This is a genomic window from Natrarchaeobius oligotrophus (assembly GCF_003841465.1).
Taxonomy (GTDB): domain Archaea; phylum Halobacteriota; class Halobacteria; order Halobacteriales; family Natrialbaceae; genus Natrarchaeobius; species Natrarchaeobius oligotrophus.
Map to the genome: position 1 here is coordinate 43662 of NZ_REFZ01000001.1, position 19284 is coordinate 62945.

Annotated in this window: 18 protein-coding genes and 1 pseudogene; 12 read left to right on the forward strand and 7 right to left on the reverse strand. The window is 67.7% G+C overall.

Going from position 1 to position 19284, the window contains the following annotated elements; translation table 11 throughout:
• Positions 1 to 66: 66 nt before the first annotated feature.
• Positions 67 to 438, forward strand: a pseudogene (locus tag EA472_RS22280) (ester cyclase); the annotation flags it as partial.
• Positions 439 to 532: 94 nt separating this feature from the next.
• Here the strand turns inward: EA472_RS22280 and EA472_RS00265 are convergent.
• The 3 genes from EA472_RS00265 to mct all read right to left on the reverse strand — a co-directional run bounded on the left by EA472_RS00265 (position 533) and on the right by mct (position 3409).
• Positions 533 to 733, reverse strand: a complete 201-nt coding sequence (locus tag EA472_RS00265; RefSeq protein ID WP_124189520.1) for a hypothetical protein — start codon at positions 731 to 733, stop codon at positions 533 to 535.
• A 946-nt stretch (positions 734 to 1679) separates the two neighbouring features.
• On the reverse strand, positions 1680 to 1877 hold the full coding sequence (locus EA472_RS00270) for a DUF7534 family protein (RefSeq protein WP_124189521.1): 198 nt from the start codon (positions 1875 to 1877) through the stop codon (positions 1680 to 1682).
• 359 nt (positions 1878 to 2236) lie between these two features.
• Positions 2237 to 3409 (reverse strand): succinyl-CoA:mesaconate CoA-transferase, encoded by a 1173-nt coding sequence (gene mct, locus EA472_RS00275; protein WP_124189522.1) that lies wholly within the window; start codon positions 3407 to 3409, stop codon positions 2237 to 2239.
• A 151-nt stretch (positions 3410 to 3560) separates the two neighbouring features.
• On the opposite strand from mct, the gene glmS reads away from it, so the two are divergent.
• The 6 genes from glmS (at position 3561) to EA472_RS00305 (ending at position 9640) form a co-directional block, all read left to right on the forward strand.
• The gene (gene glmS / locus EA472_RS00280) at positions 3561 to 4001 is read left to right on the forward strand and encodes a methylaspartate mutase subunit S (protein ID WP_124189523.1); all 441 of its coding nucleotides are present in this window, start codon (positions 3561 to 3563) and stop codon (positions 3999 to 4001) included.
• Positions 4002 to 5441 carry a methylaspartate mutase subunit E gene (locus tag EA472_RS00285; RefSeq protein WP_124189524.1) on the forward strand — a complete coding sequence of 480 codons (1440 nt, stop codon included), beginning with the start codon at positions 4002 to 4004 and terminating at the stop codon, positions 5439 to 5441.
• Positions 5442 to 6725 carry a methylaspartate ammonia-lyase gene (locus EA472_RS00290; RefSeq protein ID WP_124189525.1) on the forward strand — a complete coding sequence of 428 codons (1284 nt, stop codon included), beginning with the start codon at positions 5442 to 5444 and terminating at the stop codon, positions 6723 to 6725.
• A complete protein-coding gene (gene mch / locus EA472_RS00295; RefSeq protein WP_124189526.1) occupies positions 6718 to 7926 on the forward strand; it encodes a 2-methylfumaryl-CoA hydratase in 1209 nt (402 codons plus the stop codon). The genes EA472_RS00290 and mch overlap by 8 nt, the downstream gene beginning before the upstream one ends.
• The gene (citE, locus tag EA472_RS00300) at positions 7923 to 8972 is read left to right on the forward strand and encodes an L-malyl-CoA/beta-methylmalyl-CoA lyase (RefSeq protein ID WP_124189527.1); all 1050 of its coding nucleotides are present in this window, start codon (positions 7923 to 7925) and stop codon (positions 8970 to 8972) included. The genes mch and citE overlap by 4 nt, the downstream gene beginning before the upstream one ends.
• 83 nt (positions 8973 to 9055) lie before the next feature.
• A complete protein-coding gene (locus EA472_RS00305) occupies positions 9056 to 9640 on the forward strand; it encodes a GNAT family N-acetyltransferase (protein WP_124189528.1) in 585 nt (194 codons plus the stop codon).
• A gap of 229 nt (positions 9641 to 9869) precedes the next feature.
• Here EA472_RS00305 and EA472_RS00310 read toward each other — a convergent pair whose 3' ends face one another.
• Entirely contained in the window at positions 9870 to 10025 is a 156-nt protein-coding gene (locus tag EA472_RS00310) for a rubrerythrin-like domain-containing protein (protein WP_124189529.1), read from the reverse strand.
• 344 nt (positions 10026 to 10369) lie between these two features.
• Between EA472_RS00310 and EA472_RS00315 the strand changes: the two genes are divergently transcribed.
• Positions 10370 to 10816: an SRPBCC domain-containing protein gene (locus EA472_RS00315; RefSeq protein ID WP_124189530.1), complete on the forward strand. Its 447-nt coding sequence runs from the start codon at positions 10370 to 10372 to the stop codon at positions 10814 to 10816.
• A gap of 80 nt (positions 10817 to 10896) precedes the next feature.
• On the opposite strand, the gene EA472_RS00320 is transcribed toward EA472_RS00315, so the two are convergent.
• A complete protein-coding gene (locus EA472_RS00320; RefSeq protein ID WP_124189531.1) occupies positions 10897 to 11556 on the reverse strand; it encodes an HAD family hydrolase in 660 nt (219 codons plus the stop codon).
• A 263-nt stretch (positions 11557 to 11819) separates the two neighbouring features.
• Here EA472_RS00320 and EA472_RS00325 point away from each other — a divergent pair, with 263 nt between their 5' ends.
• Positions 11820 to 12368: a DUF6735 family protein gene (locus tag EA472_RS00325; RefSeq protein WP_124189532.1), complete on the forward strand. Its 549-nt coding sequence runs from the start codon at positions 11820 to 11822 to the stop codon at positions 12366 to 12368.
• 64 nt (positions 12369 to 12432) lie between these two features.
• Here the strand turns inward: EA472_RS00325 and EA472_RS00330 are convergent, their stop codons facing one another.
• Positions 12433 to 14235 (reverse strand): MutS-related protein, encoded by a 1803-nt coding sequence (locus EA472_RS00330; RefSeq protein ID WP_124189533.1) that lies wholly within the window; start codon positions 14233 to 14235, stop codon positions 12433 to 12435.
• A 262-nt stretch (positions 14236 to 14497) separates the two neighbouring features.
• Here EA472_RS00330 and purF point away from each other — a divergent pair, with 262 nt between their 5' ends.
• The 3 genes from purF (at position 14498) to EA472_RS00345 (ending at position 17202) form a co-directional block, all read left to right on the forward strand.
• Positions 14498 to 15970, forward strand: coding sequence for an amidophosphoribosyltransferase (purF, locus tag EA472_RS00335; RefSeq protein WP_124189976.1), 1473 nt, complete (start codon positions 14498 to 14500; stop codon positions 15968 to 15970).
• Between the two features lie 265 nt (positions 15971 to 16235).
• Positions 16236 to 16730, forward strand: coding sequence for a ferritin-like domain-containing protein (locus EA472_RS00340; protein WP_124189534.1), 495 nt, complete (start codon positions 16236 to 16238; stop codon positions 16728 to 16730).
• 43 nt (positions 16731 to 16773) lie between these two features.
• Positions 16774 to 17202, forward strand: coding sequence for a metal-dependent transcriptional regulator (locus tag EA472_RS00345; protein ID WP_124189535.1), 429 nt, complete (start codon positions 16774 to 16776; stop codon positions 17200 to 17202).
• 173 nt (positions 17203 to 17375) lie between these two features.
• Here the strand turns inward: EA472_RS00345 and EA472_RS00350 are convergent, their stop codons facing one another.
• Positions 17376 to 19154, reverse strand: a complete 1779-nt coding sequence (locus EA472_RS00350) for a phospholipase D-like domain-containing protein (protein ID WP_124189536.1) — start codon at positions 19152 to 19154, stop codon at positions 17376 to 17378.
• Positions 19155 to 19284 lie beyond the last annotated feature (130 nt).

The window sequence follows — 19284 nt, forward strand, 5'->3', positions numbered from 1 at the left end:
GAATTCTCACCACCGGAGACAACCAGCTATGGCAGAAGCAACGACGCGAGACGTAGAACGGCTCATGAACGACTACTTCGCCCTGCGGCGTGGAGACTATTCGAAACTGGACGTGCTCGCCGAATCGTTCACATTCCACTGGCCACCGACGAGATTCACGGACCGGACGGACTCGTCGCGCTGCAAGAAGAGATCGACGTGGCGTTTCCGGATGGCAATCTGGACGTCCACGATATGCTCGTCGGCGACGACGTCGCGTTCTGGGAATGGACGATGACGGGCACCCACGAAGGGGAGTACAACGGCATCGAACCAACCGGACGTACCGTTGACCTCCCCGGCGTATCGAAAACGGTGATCGCGGACGGGAAAATCACGGAAAACTGGGCGTATTTCGACTCACAGGATCTACTCGCCCAGCTCGGGGGTACCGAGTAGGGTTCGTTCCCCCGAACGCGTTCGCCACCCCATCCGAATCGGTACATTCGCCCTCGAGTCGTCTCCCGATTGCCGAGTACTCACGCGGTGTCGATCACCCGACGAATTCGAGCAGCGAGGCGACGACCTCGAGGTATCCGATCGTTGCGAGGACGACGAAGGCGAGGGCGAGCACGAACGGAACGAGGACCCGAACGCGCTCACGAAGCCGACCGATCGTTCGACCCCCGACCGGCTGGAGCAGTCGAAAAATCGCCACCACGATCGGTATTCCGATCGTCATCGACGTCGTCATCGCGTCGTCCTCCGCGCGTTCGTCACACGCTGCTGGTGTGGCTGTCGTTTGCGATCACGAGCGGACGCTTCGAGTACCATACCGACGACGGCCACCCCGATACCCGTAAATCTCAGTCAGACACTCGTCAGCTGAAACTCCGTCAGACGTCCGTCTAACGCCCGTCAGCCGCCGATCCTTCGAACGCCAGGCTGGTGGAATTCCCGCCGTCGCTGTCCTCCCGGCCGCATCTCGGTCCCGAACTGCCGGTCGAAGACGTCGGCTGTGATTCCACCGGTTCCCACCGCGGACGCTGAAAACGACTCGAGCCCGACTTCTCGAGTCCGTAGCGATGCGACGATCGAAGCGCACTCGCGTCGCCGTCCAGCGCCGCCGTTCCCTCGCGACCCACCTAATTCCCGACGACAATCAGTAGTTATAAGTCGATACAGCCAGACAATTAATCTGGAAGCTGGGCTCCCAGGGGGCACGAAACGCCCCGGGTGTAGGAGCACCCGAGGCCGGCTTCCAACCCCTTCGGGTTGTCAGCATGATTCCAAAGATACTCGCGAGATATAAACCCCTCGCAAGCCGATCGAATCGTTCGCCGCGGCCAGCCACGGCTGCGGACGCGAGAGTTAGCACCAGAGCGCGGACGCGCCGCGAGCACGAGCGCTGGCGGAACCGCCAGCACGCCCACGTGCGTCAGGCGACGCTCTGACTCCCCGCCCGTGTTCGTTTCTCGGTGTTCGATCGGACGCGACGCCACGACGTTCCGATCGGCCGCCTAGACTGGAGGGCCCGTCCTCGAGTGACGGCGGTTTGCCGACGGCTCGACCGGCCGACAGTCCTGTCCCCCAAACTCGGAACCACCCACGCCGGTCGGGCCGTCGGCCCGCAGACGGGACTCGAGGGCGTCGCGCTTCGATCGATCGTGCGGTCGATTTCTTCGGCGACGGTTCGCGACTCAGCGCCGCCGCTCGAGATACTCGAGGCCGCCCCGGTAGACGAGGAGATACGAGACCAGCGCCGCGGCCACCACCAGGGGAACGACGGCGAGAACCAGCGTGTACGGGTCGGGCGGGAGGACCGTGGCGGCGACCGTGATCGCGAGGCCGCTCAGGATCAGGAACGCCCCGACGAACCGCCCGGATGACGAACTCATGTTCCGTTAGTCGTCGCTTGAACGTTTTCGTCCGGATCGGCTACGCACTCGTCGAGAACGGACCCGAGCGCGAGATTCGAGGTCGAGTGCGAACGATCCGGCGGTCTCAGCTGGCTCATGGTGTGCATCATCTCGAATCGTCAGGGCAAGAAACCTCTGGTAGGGAGGATCGACTGAACGAGGGCTCCGAGACGGGATTACGCGGACGCTGTCTTCAGTCACGGACCGATCGCGTCCAGTTCGGTGGTCGACGGAACACAGTGCCAGCAGATCGTCTCATACGGATTGCTGTAACGATGTACCGGCGCACCCGCCGCCCGGGTCGCAGGTGCGCCGGTAATGACTTACAGTAAACCGTCTCAGTCGTCGGCCGCGGTCTCCGCCCGCTCGCCCAGCACCTCCTCGCGGTGTTCGTCGAGCAGCGGCGCGCGACCGCGGGGGTCGGGCGGCGTCTCGGTCATCTTGATCGGATTGCCCGCGATTTCGACGTCGGCGTCGGCACCGGGCTGGTCGACGGCAACCAGCATTCCTCGTGTGTGAACGTGAGGATCGTCGAAGATGTCGTCGGTCGTCTGGACCGGGGCGGCCGGGACGCGACCTTCGAGCGCGTCGACCAGTTCCTCGGTCGTCCGGCGTGCGGCCCAGTCGGCGATCTCGGCGCGAAGGGGCTCGCGGTGCTCGAGGCGGTCCGCGGCGGTGGGGTAATCGGCGGCGAGGTCGTCGCGGTCCATCGCAGCGCAGAGTTCGGTCCAGTGGTTGGTCCCGAAGGCGGCGATCACGGCGTGGCCGTCGGCGGTCTCGAACGCGTCGTAGGGAAACAGCGTCGGGTGGGCGTTGCCGCGACGAGTCGGGGCCTCGCCGGTGTAGGAGTGCTGGTAGATCGCCCGCTCGGTGAGGCTGATCATCGCGTCGTACATGCCGGTGTCGACGTACTGTCCCTCGCCCGTCCGCTCGCGGTGGTTGATCGCCGCGAGGATGCCGACGCAGTTCAGCGTGGCCGTAAAGAGGTCGCCGATGCCGGGGCCGACCTTCGTCGGCGGGCCGTCCGCCTGGCCGGTGATCTCCATGACGCCGCCGAGCGCCTGCGCGATGAGGTCGAACGACGGCTGGCCCTGTCGGTGCGTCTCGCCCGTGCGCGGGTCGCCGAAGCCGCGGATCGACGAGTAGACGAGCGCCGGATTGCGCTCGGCGAGCGTCTCGTAGCCGAGGTCGTACTTCTCCATCGTCCCCGCGCGGTAGTTCTCGACGACGACGTCGGCGGTCTCGACGAGCGAGAGGAAGTCTTCGCGGTCGTCCTCGTCGCCGAAGTCGAGCTCGAGGCTTCGCTTGCCCCGGTTGACGCTCTGGAAGTAGCCCCCGTAGGCTTCGGCCTCGGCGTCGTCGACGAACGGCGGGTTCGATCGGATGAGGTCGCCGCCCGGGCGCTCGACCTTTACCACGTCCGCGCCCATGTCCGCGAGCAACATCGTACAGTACGGTCCGGCGAGCACCTGCGTCAGATCCAGCACGCGCAGGTTCGACAGCGCACCCATGCGCCGACCAATCCGGTACAGTCGCAAAAACCTTTGCTAATAATCATTATGTTTGTGGTCGTATGTCACACGCACTGTCTAACCCTCATTAAGGAATATTATCATGGAAGATCATTAACTTTATCACCCGGTTCCTCATGGTTCTGCATGCATGACGCAAACGGTCGTTCTCGGCGTGATCGGATCCGACGCCCACGTCGTCGGAATCACGATCCTCGAGCAGGCGTTCAGTGCAGCCGGATTCGACGTGATCAACCTCGGTGTGCAGACCTCCCAGGAGGAGTTCGCCGAGGCGGCGGTAGCACACGACGCCGAAGCCGTACTGGTCTCGTCGCTGTACGGCCACGCCGAGCAGGACTGTCGGGGGTTCCACGACGTCCTCGAGTCGGCGGGCGTCGACGCGCTGACGTACATCGGCGGCAACCTCGCCGTCGGACAGGACGACTGGGAGCGAACCCGGGAGACCTTTCGGGAGCTCGGCTTCGACCGCGTCTTCGACTCCGAGACCGACCCGGAGGACGCGATCGCCGCCCTCCGACAGGACCTCCAGATCACTCCGACCGAAGCGGAACGGCTCACCATCAGTTCGTAGATGATACGCGACGAGCGAATTCCGTCCGACGAGCTACGGCGTATCGACGAGGCGGTCCGGGACGACTGGCCGACGGGCGACGACGTCGACTTCGAGGAGGCCGTCGCCTACCACGAGTCGCTGCCGGCGCACAAGCGCTTCGCCGACGTCCTCGAGTCGGCCGACGCCCCGCTCTTGCAGCCGCGAGCGGGCGTCCCGCGCCTCGAGGACCAGATCGAACTCCTCGCGTACCTCCACGAGGCTGGCGAGGCCGACCTCCTGCCGACGACGATCGACTCTTACACGCGCGACAACGCCTACGAGAAGGCCCGCGAGGGACTCGAGACGGCCCGCGAGACCGGTGAAGACGCGCTCAACGGCTTCCCCGCCGTCAACCACGGCGTCTCGGGCTGTCGCGAACTGATCGAGGCGGTCGACGCCCCGGTCGAGGTGCGCCACGGCACGCCCGACGCCCGACTGCTCGCGGCGATCACCTTCGCCGGTGGATTCCAGAGCTTCGAGGGCGGGCCGATCTCCTACAACATCCCCTACACGAACCGCCACGGTCTCGCGGAGACGATCGAGAACTGGCAGTTCGTCGATCGGCTGGCCGGCGCGTACACCGAACGGGGCGTACGGATCAACCGCGAGCCGTTCGGTCCTCTCACCGGAACCCTCGTGCCGCCGTCGATCGCGATCGCGGTCATGCTGATCGAGGGGCTGCTCGCGGCGACCCAGGGCGTGCGCTCGCTCACGCTCGGTTACGGCCAGGTCGGCAACGTCGTCCAGGACGTCGCCGCCCTGCGGGCGCTGCGGGAACTCGGCGAGGAGTACCTCCCCGACGAGGTCGTCGTCACGACCGTCTTTCACGAGTGGATGGGCGGCTTTCCGCCGGACGAGGCCCGCGCGAACGGCGTCATCGGTCTCGGCGGGATGACCGCCGCCATCGCCCGGCCGGACAAGGTCATTACCAAATCGCCCCAGGAGTTCCAGGGCGTGCCGACCCGGGAAGCCAACGCCGCCGGACTTCGGACGACGCGCCAGGTCATCGACATGGCGATCGAGCAGGCGATCGACATCGACGGCGTCGAGGAGGAACGCGAACTGATCGAGCGCGAGACCCGATGTCTGATGGACGCCGTCTTCGACCGCGGCGACGGCGACGTCGTCCGGGGAACGCTCGAGGCGTTCGACGCGGGCGCACTCGACGTTCCGTTCTCGCCGAGCGACAGCGCCGAAGGTGCCGTCCTGCCGGCGCGCGACGACGACGGCAGGGTGCGCATCCTCGAGTGGGGCGACCTCGCGATGGACGACGAGATCAAGGAGATCCACGGGGCGCGACTCTCCCAGCGGGCGGACGCCGAGGGTCGCGATCAGTCGTTCCGGATGGTCGCCGACGACGTCGACGCGATCAGCGAGGGAAAGCTCATCGGCCGACCGCGTGACCGGGGTGACGCGTAGATGGAGATCGAATCGGTCCACGCGACGCCGGGCTACGCCGGCTTCTTCTTCGACGACCAGCGCGCGATCAAACGCGGAGCCGGTCGGGACGGGTTCGGCTACGAGGGCGAGCCGGTCACCGACGGCTTCGACGAGATCAGACAGGCCGGCGAGTCGCTCGTCGTCGACCTCGAGCTGGCGGACGGAACCGTCGTCAGGGGCGACTGCGCCGCCGTCCAGTACTCGGGTGCCGGCGGGCGCGACCCCCTGTTCCGCGCCGGGGAGTACGCCCCCGTCGTCGAGGGTCCTGTCGCCGCGGAACTCGTCGGCCGCGACGCGACCGACTTCCTCGAGAACGCGGCCGCGCTCGAGGAGCTCCGTCTCGACGGCGATCGCCTTCACACCGCGATCCGGTACGGCGTCTCCCAGGCGCTGCTCGCGGCGGCCGCGGCCGCCCGACGGACGACGCGGACGGACGTGCTGGCCGATGCCCTCGGCACCGAGCCGGCGACGGAGCCGATTCCCGTCTTCGGCCAGTCGGGTGACGACCGGTACGTAAACGCCGAGAAGATGCTGATCAAGGGGGTTCCGGTGCTTCCACACGCGCTGATCAACAGCCCCGAGAAACTCGGCGACGACGGCGAGCGATTGCTCGAGTACCTCGAGTGGCTCGCCGACAGGGCGCGGGAACTCGGCCGCGACGGCTACGAGCCGCGCTTTCACGTCGACGTCTACGGGACGATCGGCGAGCGCTTCGGTCCGCCGTACGACCGGACCGCGGTCGTCGACTACTTCGACGCGCTCGCGGACGCCGCCGATCCGTTCGCGCTGCAGATCGAGGGACCGATGGACGAAGGCGGACGCGCGGCCCAGATCGAGGCGATGGCGGAGTTGCGCGACGGGCTCGCGGACGCCGGCGTCGCCGTCGACGTCGTCGCCGACGAGTGGTGCAACACCCTCGAGGACGTCCGCGCGTTCGTCGACGCGGAGGCGGCGGACCTCGTCCAGATCAAGACGCCCGACCTGGGCGGCCTCCAGCGCAGCGCCCGCGCGGTGGGCTACTGTGAGGGAACCGACGCGCGGGCGTATCTCGGCGGGACGTGCAACGAGACGGCGACGTCAGCCCGCGCCTGCGCCCACGTCGCGCTCGCGACGAACGCCGCGCAGGTGCTCGCGAAACCGGGAATGGGATTCGATGAAGGATTCATGATCGTCGAAAACGAACAGCGACGAACGATCGCACGGCGCAACCGAACGACGGGACGAACCGAGACCGAACCGACGGACGTGATCTCGCATGACTGACGGACCGAACTGGACCGAGCCGGAGACGTTCGCTCGCGCGCTCGAGCGCGCTGACACGATGGCCAAGGGCAACTGTTTCGAGGACTTCGCGGCGGGCGACGTCATCGAGCACGACCCCGGCCTCACGCTCACGCGGTGGGGTAACGAGGCCTGGATGAGCCAGACCCTGAACCACGACCCCGCGTACTGGCGGACCGACGCGGCCCGCGAGCGCGGCTTCGACGGGCCGCCGATCCACCCCGATTACCTCACGGCGGCCACCCTCGGGATCACCGTCGAGGACCTGAGCGAGAAGGGCGGCTACTTCCTCGGCCGCACCGACGTCCGCTTTCCCGGCGCGCCCGTCTCCCCGGGGACCGAACTCCGCGTCGAGAGCGAGGTCGTCGACGCGACGGCCTCGAACTCCCGGCCGCAGTACGGAATCGTGACCTGGCGCACGCGCGGGAGGGACGCCGAAACCGACGAGGTGCTGTGTTCCTACGAGCGGACGAACATGATTCCGCGCCGCGAGTCGCCCGAGACCGACGGCGGCGAAGCCGGGACCCGCGAGGACGGCGAAGCCGGAATGGACGGGAACGCCGGAGCGGGGACGGACGGAGAGCGATCGGACGACGACACCCCGGCGCTTCCCGAGGAGTTCGTCTCGCCGGACGGCGGCTACTTCGAGGACTTCGTCGCCGCGCTCGAGGCGGCCGAGGGCCGCGACGCCGCCGTCGCCTACCGCCACGAGCGCGGTCGAACGCAGGACGACGTCACCGTCGCCTCGCTCCCGCTTTCGACGCTCAACACGGCGAAACAGCACCACAACGCAGACGCGATGGCCGACTCCCCCTCCGGCGGAATCGTCGCCTACGGCGACGTCACCCGGTCGACGGCGCTCGGCCACGCCAGATCCGACGAACGGACCTGGCGCGAACTCGGCTTCGACGACGAGCGGTTCCACGCCTTCGTCGGTCCCGGCGACACCGTCTACGCCTTCACGCGCGTTCTCGAGGCCGACGCCGACGGTACGACTTTGCTCGAGAGCGACGCTCGCCTGCCAGCGAACGTGGCCGATCGACTCTCGAGCGAGAACGCGGGGCTCGTCCGATTCGAGCACGTCGCGTTCAACCAGCGCGACGAACCCGTTTACTCGGGCACCAGAACCGCAGCGATCCGAACGCGACCCCGAGAAGACGACGCGACGACACGACACCGATGACATCACCGACCGATACACGACTCTGTCGAACGTTCCAGACCGCACCGGCCGCCGTTCCGAAGGAGGATTCGGCGAAGTACCTCGTCTCCGGCCTCGAGGCCGAGGGGTTCGAAGCCCCCGACTGGCTCGTCCCCGACCTCGAAGACGGCACCGCACCCGACATGAAAGCCGAGGGCCTCGAGAACGCGATCGACCGGATTCCGAAGGCGGCGTTCCCCGGCGAGATCTGGCCGCGCGTCGAGTGGAGCTACGAGGACGAGCGCGCCCGCGAGCGGGGCCGGTCCCAGATCGAGCGCCTCGTCGGCGAGATCGGCGACGAGATCGACGGCGTCGTCGTCCCGAAGGTCGGCAGGCTCGAGGACGTCGAGCGAGCCGCTGCCGTCGTCGCGGCGGCCGAATCGTCGTACGGCTACGACGACGGCTCGATCGGCCTCGCCGTGATCGTCGAGACGGGACGCGCGCGCTCCGACCTGCGCGAGATCGCGCGGTTCGGCGAGCGGTCTCGCCTCGCCGCGCTCGTGTTCGGCCCCGTCGACTACACGGCCGAACTCGGCGGTCGCGACCTCGGCGACGGCCGGCCCCGGTGGGACGGACTGCTCGAGGCGCTCTCGAACGAGGCGAGCGCGGCCGGGCTGCTCGCGATCGGCGGGCCGTTCGACGATCTGTTCAAAGAGCGCGCCGGCCTCACCTACTACAACGCCGACGAGTACGCGGACCAGATCGAACGCGAGGCCAGGGTCGGCCTCGACGGCTCCTGGTCGCTGTACCCCAAGCAGACGATCCAGGCCAACACCGTCCACATGCCCACCCCGGACGAACTCGAGCGCGACGTCGAGAAGATCGAGCGGTTCAACGAGGCCAAGCGCGCCGGCACCGGCGCGGTCACCATCGACGGCCAGATGGTCGACGAGGCCACGTTCAAGAACTTCCGGAACACGGTCGAAACCGTGCGCGCGATCCACGACACCCGCCGGGAGCAGACCGCGGCGTACTACGACGAAGAGCTGCTCGAGCGCGCGCTGACGCTCGAGGTGTCCTACGAGTAGCGTTCGGCCCTCGGGAGCGGTCGGATGGAACGAGAATCGTTCCAGCGCGTACACTTTTGCCCGACTCCCTCGAACCGTTCGGTATGTACCCCGAACGCCTCGAGACGGACGCGCTCGTCCTCGAGCAGTTCTGCGAGGAACGGGTCGACGTCTTCGAACTGTACGCCCGCTTCGCCCGAGGCGGCGAGGGGGTCGACGACGTGTTCGAGTACGTCCCGCAGGAGCCGTACGCGTCGGTCAAGGAGGCCCGCGACCAGCTCGTCGAGGCGCAAGCGTCGTGGGACGAGGCCGAATCCGCACAGTATGTGGTCTACACGGCCGACGGTTCGCTTGCGGGGTACACGGGGCTATTCCCGGAGTGGGACCGCCGGGCGGCGCGGATCGGTTTCACCCTCGGCACGGAGTACTGGGGCAACGGCTACGCCGGCGAGTGCGCGACGGCGCTGGCCGACCTCGCATTCGGTCGCCTCGATCTCGAGGTGGTGGCGCTCGACCACGCGGACGGGAACGAACGGTCGAAACGGGCCATCGAGACGGTCGTCGATACCGCGGGCGGGCAGTACGACGGCCGCTTGCGAAACTGGCGACCGATCGGCGACGAGGTCGCGGACCACCACCGTTACACGATCACGCGGGAGCAATACCGCCAGAGCCGACGCGACGCGTGAACCGCCTCGGGGTTGGGTGGGTCGAGAATCGAAGCGCCTCGCCGTCCCGCGAAGCCGACGGTTTCGCGTCTCTCGTGGGGGCCTGCCGGACGACGTTCCGCTGACCTCCGGGAATGTCGTCCCGGTTCACCTCGCCTGTTCGGTCGTGGAAGACGCCGTCGTCCGGACGACCTGGAGGCGCTCATCCCGGAGGACGCGTTCCGAGGCAGCGCCGGAACGTATCGGAACGCTACTCGACCGACTTCGCCCGATTCTGGAAGTCGCCGCCACACTCCTCGCACTCGCCGGGGTTCGTCTCGGCTCTGACTATTCGTCCGCACTGGAGACACTCGTACTCGGACGACAGTTCGGAGGTGTCGTCTTCGACGTCTTGTCCGTGTGGCATACGATGGTATTCGAGTTCGGGACGGAAATAGAAACCGCACGGTGTCTCCGACGGGATGACGACGCAATCCGACTCGAGGGCGGTGCGTGTCGCGTTTCGCCGGTGTTCGTCCGGTCTCGCGCGACGAATTCCCGGCGAAGCCGCGCCCGATCGTCGTTTCGCCGCAATACCGTACAGTCGAAATGGACGAAACAAAACCGCGATCGGACGCCGAGCCCCGCCAACCGGCGTCGTTCGCGGCCGAACGCCGAGTCGACTCGAGTCGGGTTTCGGACGAGCCGGACCGCGCTCGACGGACCCGACCACCGATAGAAGCATACGACGCGACTGCGTGGCTAGCTAGCATGAAGCAGGTCGAGGTGTTCGAAGAGATCGACGCGCCGCCGGACGTCGTCTGGGACGTCCTCCTCGAGTTCGAGAGCTACCCGGAGTGGAACCCGTTCGTCCGGGCGATCGAGGGGATTCCGGCCGAGGGCGAGCAGCTCCGGGTTCGAATCGATCCCCCCGAGTCGCGAGAGCTGACGTTCACGCCGGAGGTCGTCGCCGTCGAGGAGAACAGACGGCTGGCCTGGCTCGGCCGGCTGGCGGTTCCGTTCGCCCTCGACGGCTACCACGAGTTCCACCTCGTGCCGATCGACGACGGCGAGCGAACCAGACTGCTCCACCGGGAGACGTTCCGTGGCGCGCTGGTCTCACTGCTAGTCGACGAAGAGCGGATCGAGCGCGGGTTCGAGGCGATGAACCGGGCCGTCAAAGCGCGCGCCGAGCGGCGAATCGAAGCGCCGGAGTGAGCGGTATCGCGCCGTCGCTACCCGCCGACCGCAATCGACTCGACGCCCCCCGGCGCTCGCAACCGATCGACCGGTGACCGTCACACGAGCGGACGAATCTCCTCGAGCGAGTCGATCTCGTACGTCGGTTCCGGATCGGTCGGCGGCTCGGACTCGAGGCGGTGATCCCGGCGGACGAACGCGGCGTCGACCCCCGCCGCGTCGGCGGCAATCACGTCGACGGGACTGTCCCCGACGTACAGCGGGTTCGTCGCGCCGAGGTCGTCGATCGCGCGCTCGAGGTAGTACGGTTCGGGCTTCTTGCGTGCGATCCCCTCGAGCGACGGCTCGCGCCCGTACCAGACGTCGAACTCCGCGAGATCGCACTGCTCGAGGACGTTCGCGATCGTCTCGTGCTGGTTGTTGCTCACGACCCCCGTCGGAACCTCGAGCTCCTCGAGGATCGCAATGTCCTCGTACGGTCGCTTCCGGCCGGCAACGAGTTCCTCGAACTGGGCCGTCACTGCCGCGCGCTCGCGCGCTTCCCAGAGGGCTTCGGCGTCGACGCCGTGGTCCCGGGCGATTCGCCGGACGGAGTCGACGTCCGGACCGAGAAGCGTCCGAACCTGTTCGGCGGGCGGCTCCGCGACGCCGACCTCGCGGAAGGCATCGGTGATCGCCTCGAGTAGCACCTCGCGATCCGTCAGCGTCGTCAGCACGCCGTCGTTGTCGAAGACGACCGCGTCGTAGGTCGCACTCATTCGCGCTCGTCTCCGTCTCCGAACTCGAGCGATTTCGCCGTTTCGATCGACGGCGGAGAATCGGCATCCGATCGGGGACGGGGGCGACGCGCAATCGACAGAGACCCGGCCACCGCGCAATCCCAGCGCGGACGCCGGGCTGTCCATCGAACCCGGATGCGGAGGTTCAAGTACCGACGGGCGGCCAGAGCACGCGATGGACGACGATCCGTCCGGTCGCCGCTCGAGCACAGTCAGCCGGAGTTCGCCGCGGGGTGACGCCGATGGGCCATAGAGCGCTCGTCGCCTACCGGCGACCCGATCACCTCTACGACCTGCGCTACAGCCACTGGGGCGGCGAGAATCTCGCGCTCGCGACGGCGATCACCGCCGCCGACCCGCTCGCAGACGGCGCGGTCGATCCCGGCCTGCTGGCGGACTCGGTCTCGCGGGATCGGATTCTGACGGACTTTCTCGATCCGTGCGTTCACGAGGCGCTGTATCTCGTCCGGCCGCCAGCCGAGTACGCAGTGACCGCCTATCGCGTCTGCTGGCTGGAGTGGGGGGACGGCCGCGACGGTGGTCGCGGCGCGATCGTCGAGTGCCGTCCGGACGACGATCGAGACGTCGAAACGTGGTTTCGGGCGATCAAGACCACCCTCGGCGACGCGATCGAGATGGGCGTCCTCTCTCGACGGGCGGCCCGGGCCTACCTCGAGTCGCGGATCTGTGAGGACGGCGACGGGATCGTCTACACGTACGGCGACGCCTCCGGACGCGGATCGGCGTCCGCGCCGCGGCCGGACGCGTGGCTCGGGGACGACGACAGGTGAAATCCCCCTCGCCGAATCGCGCCGAACGAGCGGTCTCGTTCGACCTCAGGGGAACGGATCGCCGTCACTCGCTCCAACGCGCGTCCGCGAGCGTCCGCTGGACGACGTCGTTGCCGACCGCCTCAGCGAGCGTCTCGAAGCCGACGCGCTCGCTCCGATCGGTCGCGTTCGCGACCAGTCGCGAGACGATGAACTCCGGCGTCGATCGGCCGACGGTGTCGAACCGCGGCTGGTAGTCGACGAGCAACTCCAGGTCCGGGTTCAACCCCTCCGCGAAGATGCCGTCGACGCGCGCCTCCGGCGGCAGCGGCTCGAGGTCGTCCGCCAGGTGGGTGACGAACACCCCGAGCGCGTCGCGGTCGACCGAGAGGGTGACGAGTCCGTGCAGCAGGTCGGCCGCACTTCCCGGCTCCGTGATCGCCTCGAACTCGTCGACGAGCATCAGCGTCCGGCCGCCCGACGACAGCGGCGGCACGATCGACCGGAGCGTCGACTCGAGAACGCCGGCGTTGAAACTCGCGTGCCGGCGATGGAACACGAGCGAGTCGACCGGTGTCACCGCCGCGCGCTCGGCGGGCACCGGAAGCCCCATCGACGCGAGCAACACCACCTGACAGAGCGTCTCGAGCAGCGTCGTCTTGCCGCCGCTGTTGGCCCCGGTCAGCACGGCGACTCGCTCGTCGCCCGGGATCTCTACCTCGAGTCCTCCGTCGTCGGCCTCCACCTCGCTCGAGCCGTCGGCGGCCAGTTCGTGATCGCCGAGGGCGTACGTGATCGCCTGAACGGACTCGCTCTCGCGGGCGACGAGCGTGAGGTTCCGCGCGCCGACGACCGAGACGACCGCCGAATCGCCCTCGACGAACGTCGGGCGGGTGCAGTCGTACGACAGCGCAAACCGCGCGAGCGAGAGGTGTAACGCGGCGGCGTCGACCGCCTCGACGGCCCGATCGACGGTATCGCTCGACTCCTCGAGCGTCTCCTCGAGGTCGCGCGCGACCGTCTCTTCGCGTTCGTCGACCGCGGCCGTCAGATCGCTCCGCAGTCCCCGAAGGGTCCCGCCGACGAAGTCGGTCGCGTCCGCGGCGTCGGTCGGCATCGCGTCACGAACCTGATCGACCGTCACGGCCGTCTCCGAGAGCAGGCGATCCTCGAACGCCTCGCGGAACTGCCCGACGTCGCGAACGCCGTCGGAACGCAACTCCTCGATCAGCTCGAGGGCGTTCGCGTCCATGTCCTCGACGGCACCCAGGGCGTCCCGCAGCCGATCGAGTTCGTCGTCCGCCCCCTCGCGGACGCGGCCTCGGCCGTCGTCGAGGGCCGCGAGCGCCGTCGCCGCCCGCTCGAGTCGATCCCGCTCGAGGTCGGCGATCGCCGCGAACGGGCCGGTATCGACGCCGGCGTCGAGGAGTGCGATCGCGGTCTCGACGGCGGCGTGTTCGCTCTCGTCGCGCTCGTCGTAGCGGTCGTAGGCCTCGAGAACCGTCGTCCGATCGGGCTCGGAGAGGTCGCTCCAGGCGTCACGGGCGGCGAGAACGTCGTCGAGGCGATCTTCCATCGCCTCGCGCTCGGTGAGCGGCGTCAGGACGCGAATTCGGTCGGCCGCGCGCCGCGTCACCGCGTGCTCGACCGCCAGATCGAGCAGTTCCTTGTAGGCGGCCCGCGCGTCGCTCGTCGCGAGCGTCTCCATCCCGCCGTCGCCGGTCGCCCGCCGCAGAATCCGGGTCGCCCGGCCGCGCGGGAGTCCGGCGTCCGAAAGCGTCCGGACGTCGCCGCTCTCGATCGCCCGGATCGCTCGCTCCCGTCCCAGCTCCTCGACCAGCGCCTCCCGCGTCTTCGGGCCGACTCCCCAGTACTCCTCGAGTCGCATACCGTACGGTACGAGTCAACACTCTTGAACGCTGTGTCATCGCCACCGATCCGGCGCGTCGACGGCGTCGTCTCGTGGACGCCGCCACCGCGGCCGCCGGTCGGAGCCGGTATCGGCGCGGTCCGTGCTGGTATGCACGATCGTGGATAACGATCAACCTTCCTGACGGAGTTGAGAGCACAAACACGGGGATTTTTATCGACCGGGGGCCCTACGGACGACCATGACTGATGGGCGGGGCGAGACTCCCCGGCGAACAGGAATGACCGAAAAGTGCGGCGTCGTCGGCGTCTCACTGGCCGGTCGGGACGCGGCACGACCGTTGTACTACGCGCTCTACGCACTCCAGCACCGCGGCCAGGAGTCCGCGGGCATCGTCACCCACGACGGCTTCCAGCAACACGCCCACGTCGAGATGGGGCTCGTGGGCGAAATCTTCGACGAAGGTGATCTCGACGTGCTCAACGGCTCCGCCGGAATCGGCCACGTCCGCTATCCGACCGCCGGATCGGTCGACTCGAGCTGCGCCCAGCCGTTTTCCGTCTCGTTCAAGAGCGGATCGCTCGGCCTCAGCCACAACGGCAACCTCGTCAACGCAGACGAGATCCGCGACGAACTCGCAGCCGTGGGTCACGCCTTCACCAGCGACGGGGACACGGAAGTCATCGCCCACGACCTCGCGCGAAACCTCCTCGAGGAGGACCTCGTCCGCGCGGTCAAGCACACGATGACGCGGATCCACGGCTCGTACGCGCTGACGATCAGCCACGACGAGACCGTCCTCGGCGTCCGCGATCCCCAGGGAAATCGGCCGCTCTGTATCGGAACACTCGAGGACGGCTACATCCTCGCCTCGGAGTCGTCGGCGATCGACACGCTCGACGGCGAACTCGTCCGCGACGTCAGACCCGGCGAACTGGTCGTCCTCCGGAAAGACGGCCAGGGGTTCGACTCCTACCAGCTGATCGACCGCGAGCACACGGCACACTGCTTTTTCGAGCACGTCTACTTCGCCCGGCCCGACAGCGTGATCGACGGAACGCTCGTATACGAGGCCCGCAGGAACCTCGGCCGGAAGCTCTGGGCCGAAAGCGGCGTCGAAACCGACGTCGTGATGCCGGTCCCCGACTCCGGACGGGCGTTCGCCTCCGGCTACGCCGACGCGGCGACCGAGACGACCGCCGACGGCGAAACGCGGCCGGAGGCGGACGACGGCGTCGAGTTCGCGGAGGGGTTGATGAAAAACCGATACGTCGGTCGGACGTTCATCATGCCCACGCAGGACGAACGCGAGCGCGCGGTCCGGCTGAAGCTCAACCCGATCAAATCGACCGTCGAGGGGAAAACCGTCACCCTCATCGACGACTCGATCGTCCGGGGGACGACTTCGACACAGCTCGTCCAGCTGCTCAAAGACTGCGGCGCGACGGAGGTCCACATGCGAATCGGCGCACCGGAGATCGTCGCCCCCTGTTACATGGGGATCGACATGGCCACCCGCGAGGAGTTGATCGCCTCCGACAAGACCGTCGACGAGATTCGGGACGCCATCGACGCAGATAGCCTCGCATACCTCTCGACCGACTCCGTCGCCGACGTTCTCGGGAAAGAGCGCATCGACCTCTGTCTCGGCTGCGTCACCGGCCAGTATCCGTACGACATCGAGGGGGAAGAAAGCGACCGCGACGTCACCCGTCCCGACCTCGACGGTCGACAGTTGTACGCCGACGACTGAGACGGACCGCCTTCCGTCAGTTCCGGTGAGACCGCGGATGTCCGGCTGTCCCGGCGGAACGTCCGGACAGCAACCCGCACGATCGGCAGCTGTCCGACATCGAACGATCTGATCGTGTGGACGGCCGACGAGCCCGACGGCCCGATCCTCGGATCGTCTCGAGAGTCGGTGCCCTCGCGTCGCCGTCCCGGCCGTCCGACGCGACGTCATTTCGTGACCGGTTCGGATGCACGAAGTTAAGTAACAGGCACACTCAGGAGTAGTCATGAGTCTGGGACAGCGTGTCTCGAGCGACCACCAGCTCGCTCGACTCCTCCAGATCGGCGTCGTCCTCGAGGAGGTCGTCGAGTCACGCGCCGCCCACCACCTCGAGTCCCTTCCCGAGGACGAGCGGGAAGCCGTCGACGACGAGGTCAGAGCGTTGCTCGTCGAGGCGGCCGAGGAGTCGGCCGACCACCGCGAGCGACTGGAGGCGCTGATCGACGATCTCGACGCCGAGACCGTCGCCTACGAGGAGATCAACGCGTTAGTCGACGCACAGTACGGCCCCCCGGAGGACACCGACGGCGTCCTCTACGATCAGCTGTGTAACGAAGAGACCGCCTACAAATTCTACGACGATCTGATCGACGCGATCGAGGCCTCCGACGTCGAGTTCGCGCTCGAGCGCGATCGACTGCTCGAGACCCTGTACGACATCCGCGAGGAGGAAAAGGAGGGTGTCGAGGAGGTCACCGAAATCATGGAGGAACGGGCATGACCGGAGCACGGACGATCGAGCCCGACAGTCCCGGAGGATCCCGATGAATACGGCAGACCAGTATCTGAAGGCGATCTACCTCGCCCAGCGAATGGAGGAGGGGCCCGCGTCGACGGGAACGCTCGCGGAGCTTCTCGAGGTGAGCCCGGCGAGCGTCAACGAGATGATCGGAAAACTCGAGGGCCGGGGGCTCGTCGAACACGAGAAGTACAAAGGTGCGAGCCTCACCGACGAAGGTCTCGAGCGAGCCCACGACGCCCTCCAAACTTACTGCATCATCGAGCGGTTTCTCGCCAACGTCCTCGAGGTCGAGGAGTTTCGCGACGAGGCCCGAACCCTCGAGAGCGTCATCGACGACACGGTCGCAGACCGCCTGGATACCATCATCGACCGACCCGCCGAGTGTCCGGACTGCTTCGATCCCGAGCGCGATTGCTGCGAACGACTCGAGGTCTGCGGGCCGGCGAACTGAGGCGGTCCGTCGGAACGACTTACAACAGTTCGTCCGGAATCGCGTCGAGACGCCGGCATCCGGACGACGACGGGCGACGACTCCAGCGGTCGCCGCGGGCGTGGTCGCGGGCCGTCGGGCGTGGCGGGTTCTACTCCGCGAACGCGTCGGGAGACCAACGCGGAGAGACCGCGCTAGGGTGGCGGTCGATTCGGTGGGTGATCGCCGAACCGGACGTATCGACGGCCGACGAGCGCTGCGGCGAGTAACGCGGCGACGACGGCGACGCTCAGTTCGATCGGCAGCGTCCACGCGTCGCCGCGCCAGTCCGCTTCGAAGACCTCGGCGTAGTACTCGCCGGCCGCGTCGCCGTGGAGGACGATCAGCACCTCGCGGTTGTTCTCGAACGCGTTGTCGTTCCAGTTCGCGCTCCCGACGACGGCGACTTCCCGGTCGATCACCACGCCCTTCGCGTGGATCTTCTCGAACCGGTCGGTGTCGTCGACCAGCTTCGCCTCGAGCGGGAGCCCCTCGGCGGCCGCGGCGGCCTCGAGTTCGGCGGCGAGCGCCGCGTTGTCGTCCTCGTGGTACCAGGTCGAATCGAGCAGGATCCGAACGTCGACGCCGCGTCGGGCCGCTGCGACGCTCTCTTCGAGAACTCCGACGTCCGCGTCGACGCTGGCTTGCTTGACGAGAATCTCGTTTTCTGCCCGAGCGAGGAGATCCTCGAGTCGACGGTCCGCGTTGTCGGGCGCGACCAGCAGTTCGGCGGCGTCGACCGAAACCGTCCGGGGCGCGTGGTTCGTCTCGAACTCGGCTTCTCGCGGCCGGTCGGGTCCACCCTCGTCGACGAACGTCGCGTTCTCGCGAAACGCCGCGGACGGTTGCGTATCCCACCCCTCGAAGTCGGCACGGAAGACCGTCGCGAGTTCGGCCGCGAGCGCGGTGTCGTCGATCCGCACGCCCCATCCCCTGCTCGATTCGCCGCCGGTCCCCGAGGGTTTCCAGTTTTCGCTCGTCACCACGATGCGGTCGTCGGCGACGGCGTACTTCGCGTGGTGAAACCGGTAGCGCGCCCCCTCGCCGCCGATGGCGCGAACGTCGACGCCACCCGACTCGAGGGTCTCGAGTACGGGCTCGGTCGATTCGGAGGTGCCGCCGACGGGGCCGGATTCGAACAGCACCGCGACGTCGACGCCGCGATCGGCCGCCTCGACGAGCGCCGCGGCGACGGCGTCGGACGTGACGGTGTATCCCGCGAGCAGGAGGCGATCGTCCGCGCGCTCGATCGTCTCGAGGGGAATCTCGGGCGAGTCGGGCAGGACGAACGCCGTCGCGTCCCCGACGCCGGATCGGGTCGGCGGAAAGCACGTCCCGTCGCGGGGAACCCACGCGCCTCGGTCGCCCCCCGGTTCGTCGTCGGTTCGGTGCCATCGTTCGGCGACCGGCGCGCGATCGTAGGCGACGGCGTCGACGGTCCGACTGCCGTTTCTGAGCGAGAGTTCGTCTCCGTCGACGGCGAGCCGGACCGTTCCGTCGAGTTCGAGGACGGGATGGTCGGTTAGATCGGCGGCGACGTCGGGATCGGCGCTGACCGCGATGCGGCCGGAGACCGTTTCGTTCGGAAGCGCCGCGGTCGTGTGACCGTCGGTGATCGTCCAGTTCTCGAGGCTCGTCCCGTCCGGAACCGCGACGACGACGTACTCGCCGACGTTTCCGTGCGTCGTGGGGTTCGGATAGAGTTCGACGATTCGGGGCGATTCGCGTTCGTCCCCCGCGTTCCTCCCGTCGTCGGGGACGCAATCGGGTCCCGTAACGACGTCTCGGCTCGAGGATTGGTGATCGCTCGAGAACTGCTGTTCGACGCCGTCCCTCGGGTCGGAGTCGGGTCCGGAGGCCGCGGTGGCCCCCGCTCCGGCGACCAGGAGCGAAACCGCGAGCGCGACGACGAGTGCGATTCGGCCGGTGGCCATCGCTCCGTCTGGTCGCCCCACAGTACTTAAACGAACGGACCGCCGGAGCAGGGTCGAGGCCGTGGATCGCACGTCCCCTGCGTCGGCCGTGTTGCTGGCGTCGTCGAGTCGGCCGGGAGTTCGCGACGTC

Excerpts from the sequence above, each read along its gene's own strand:
- EA472_RS00265 (WP_124189520.1), bottom strand. The coding sequence starts at position 733 with ATGACGACGTCGATGACGATCGGAATACCGATCGTGGTGGCGATTTTT.
- EA472_RS00270 (WP_124189521.1), bottom strand. The coding sequence starts at position 1,877 with ATGAGTTCGTCATCCGGGCGGTTCGTCGGGGCGTTCCTGATCCTGAGC.
- mct (WP_124189522.1), bottom strand. The coding sequence starts at position 3,409 with ATGGGTGCGCTGTCGAACCTGCGCGTGCTGGATCTGACGCAGGTGCTC.
- glmS (WP_124189523.1), top strand. The coding sequence starts at position 3,561 with ATGACGCAAACGGTCGTTCTCGGCGTGATCGGATCCGACGCCCACGTC.
- EA472_RS00285 (WP_124189524.1), top strand. The coding sequence starts at position 4,002 with ATGATACGCGACGAGCGAATTCCGTCCGACGAGCTACGGCGTATCGAC.
- EA472_RS00290 (WP_124189525.1), top strand. The coding sequence starts at position 5,442 with ATGGAGATCGAATCGGTCCACGCGACGCCGGGCTACGCCGGCTTCTTC.
- mch (WP_124189526.1), top strand. The coding sequence starts at position 6,718 with ATGACTGACGGACCGAACTGGACCGAGCCGGAGACGTTCGCTCGCGCG.
- citE (WP_124189527.1), top strand. The coding sequence starts at position 7,923 with ATGACATCACCGACCGATACACGACTCTGTCGAACGTTCCAGACCGCA.
- EA472_RS00305 (WP_124189528.1), top strand. The coding sequence starts at position 9,056 with ATGTACCCCGAACGCCTCGAGACGGACGCGCTCGTCCTCGAGCAGTTC.
- EA472_RS00310 (WP_124189529.1), bottom strand. The coding sequence starts at position 10,025 with ATGCCACACGGACAAGACGTCGAAGACGACACCTCCGAACTGTCGTCC.
- EA472_RS00315 (WP_124189530.1), top strand. The coding sequence starts at position 10,370 with ATGAAGCAGGTCGAGGTGTTCGAAGAGATCGACGCGCCGCCGGACGTC.
- EA472_RS00320 (WP_124189531.1), bottom strand. The coding sequence starts at position 11,556 with ATGAGTGCGACCTACGACGCGGTCGTCTTCGACAACGACGGCGTGCTG.
- EA472_RS00325 (WP_124189532.1), top strand. The coding sequence starts at position 11,820 with ATGGGCCATAGAGCGCTCGTCGCCTACCGGCGACCCGATCACCTCTAC.
- EA472_RS00330 (WP_124189533.1), bottom strand. The coding sequence starts at position 14,235 with ATGCGACTCGAGGAGTACTGGGGAGTCGGCCCGAAGACGCGGGAGGCG.
- purF (WP_124189976.1), top strand. The coding sequence starts at position 14,498 with ATGACCGAAAAGTGCGGCGTCGTCGGCGTCTCACTGGCCGGTCGGGAC.
- EA472_RS00340 (WP_124189534.1), top strand. The coding sequence starts at position 16,236 with ATGAGTCTGGGACAGCGTGTCTCGAGCGACCACCAGCTCGCTCGACTC.
- EA472_RS00345 (WP_124189535.1), top strand. The coding sequence starts at position 16,774 with ATGAATACGGCAGACCAGTATCTGAAGGCGATCTACCTCGCCCAGCGA.
- EA472_RS00350 (WP_124189536.1), bottom strand. The coding sequence starts at position 19,154 with ATGGCCACCGGCCGAATCGCACTCGTCGTCGCGCTCGCGGTTTCGCTC.